Source organism: Pseudomonas sp. NPDC087639, assembly GCF_044743385.1.
Classification (GTDB): domain Bacteria; phylum Pseudomonadota; class Gammaproteobacteria; order Pseudomonadales; family Pseudomonadaceae; genus Aquipseudomonas.
Genome location: NZ_JBIUWI010000106.1, coordinates 1 through 1,871, shown reverse-complemented (window position 1 = coordinate 1,871; position 1,871 = coordinate 1). Strand labels below are relative to the sequence as shown.

The 1,871-nt window shown below is 56.8% G+C and carries 2 protein-coding genes and 1 other RNA gene (1 of these 3 running past the window's edge); all 3 read left to right on the top strand.

The features are described from left to right. Nucleotides 1-120, top strand: an RNA gene (rnpB, locus tag ACIOVB_RS25965) — RNase P RNA component class A (it extends 182 nt beyond the left edge of the window). Nucleotides 121-522: 402 nt separating this feature from the next. Beyond that, nucleotides 523-978, top strand: a complete 456-nt coding sequence (gene mraZ / locus ACIOVB_RS25960) for a division/cell wall cluster transcriptional repressor MraZ (RefSeq protein WP_042560992.1) — start codon at nucleotides 523-525, stop codon at nucleotides 976-978. Then, the coding region (gene rsmH, locus ACIOVB_RS25955) for a 16S rRNA (cytosine(1402)-N(4))-methyltransferase RsmH (RefSeq protein WP_401272098.1) at nucleotides 975-1,871 on the top strand (897 nt) is incomplete at its 3' end. The genes mraZ and rsmH, both read left to right, overlap by 4 nt.

Sequence of the window (1,871 nt, the reverse complement as noted above, 5' to 3'; positions counted from 1 at the left end):
ATAGGGTCCCAAGGCGTGGCCCGCGCTGGGACCGGGTAGGTTGCTAAAGATGTCCAGTGATGGCCATCGTAGACGAATGACTGTTCAAGACAGAACCCGGCTTACAGATCGACTCTCCACCTTTTTCTTTCCCTGCTTGAATCAGTGTTGTCGGGGCTGTGTATTATCAGCAGGCCCGCACTGAAAGTTCGGCAGCGGCAAATGCAGTAATAGCCATTTCCCACCCTGCTTCAATCAACAGCAGAAGCGCCTTCGTAATACCGAAAAAATCTTACTCTTAACAAATTACTTTAACTTTCGAACGCAGCTTTCAGTGCTGCATCAAGTTATGGGTCAAAAGTCTCCGCCAGATTCTCGTTGTGCCTCCTTTTATGCTCCTAAATCTCCGTTCTGTAAGGGTTTTCCTTTAATCCGCGCCTTGACGGTGTGGTGGGCGCATTCCTATAGTGTGCGCAAGTGGCGGAAAGTGGCATGAAGTGGGTTTTTTGAGCTCAAACCGATGGACATTGGAGAACCGCAGAGGTGTTTCGCGGAGCTAACGCTATCAGTCTCGATGCAAAGGGCCGTCTCGCTATGCCGAGCCGGTACCGTGACGAGCTCGATTCGCGCAGTTCCGGCCAATTGATCGTCACCATTGATGCCGTTGATCCGTGTCTGTGTGTCTATCCGCTCGACGAGTGGGAAATTATTGAAACCAAGTTGCGCGCACTCCCTTCGCTTCGCGAAGAGAACCGTCGTCTGCAACGTTTATTGATTGGTAATGCCGTCGACCTCGAACTCGATGGCAGTGGTCGTTTTCTGGTTCCACCGCGTCTGCGCGAATACGCCAAGCTTGATAAGAAAGCGATGCTGGTGGGCCAACTGAACAAGTTCCAATTGTGGGACGAGGATGCATGGAACGCGGTGTCTGCCGCTGACCTTGCTGCCATTCAACAACCGGGCGCGATGCCTGATGAACTGCGTGATTTGATCCTGTGACTATTGATAGCGGCTTTAACCACATCACCGTACTGCTTGACGAAGCCGTCGAGGCTCTCGCCGTACGTCCTGATGGCTGCTATCTGGACGGCACGTTCGGGCGCGGCGGGCACAGTCGGTTGATCCTCAGCCAGCTCGGGACTGACGGGCGACTCATCGGATTCGACAAGGATCCACAAGCGATTGCCACCGGGCAAACGCTAGCGGCCGAAGACGGCCGCTTTGTCGTTGTGCAGCGCAGCTTTGCCGAGCTCGGTTCGGTCGTCGCCGAACGTGGTTTGGCCGGCAAGGTCAGCGGCATCCTGCTCGACCTGGGCGTGTCTTCGCCGCAACTCGACGACGCTGAGCGCGGCTTCAGTTTCCTCAACGACGGCCCGCTCGACATGCGCATGGATCCGTCCCGTGGCATCAGCGCTGCCGAGTTCGTTAACACCGCGCCGGCTGAGGAAATCGCCCGGGTGTTCAAGGAATACGGCGAAGAGCGTTTCTCCGGTCGCATGGCTCGCGCCGTCGCCGAACGTCGCGATATCAAGCCCTTCGAGCGCACCGCCGATCTGGCTGAAGTACTCAAGGTTGCCAACCCGGCGTGGGAGAAGGGCAAGAACCCGGCGACCCGTGCGTTCCAAGGTTTGCGTATTCACGTCAACAACGAGCTGGGCGATCTGGAAGCCGGCCTTGAAGCCGCACTGGACGCGTTGGAAATCGGCGGCCGTCTGGTCGTGATCAGTTTCCATTCGCTGGAAGACCGCATCGTCAAACTGTTCATGCGCAAGCTGGTGAAAGGCGAAGCCGACAACCTGCCGCGCAACCTGCCGGTTCGCCACGTAGCGTTCGAACCGAAAATCAAAGTCCATGGCAAAGCGCAGACGGCCTCCGACCCCGAACTCAAAGCC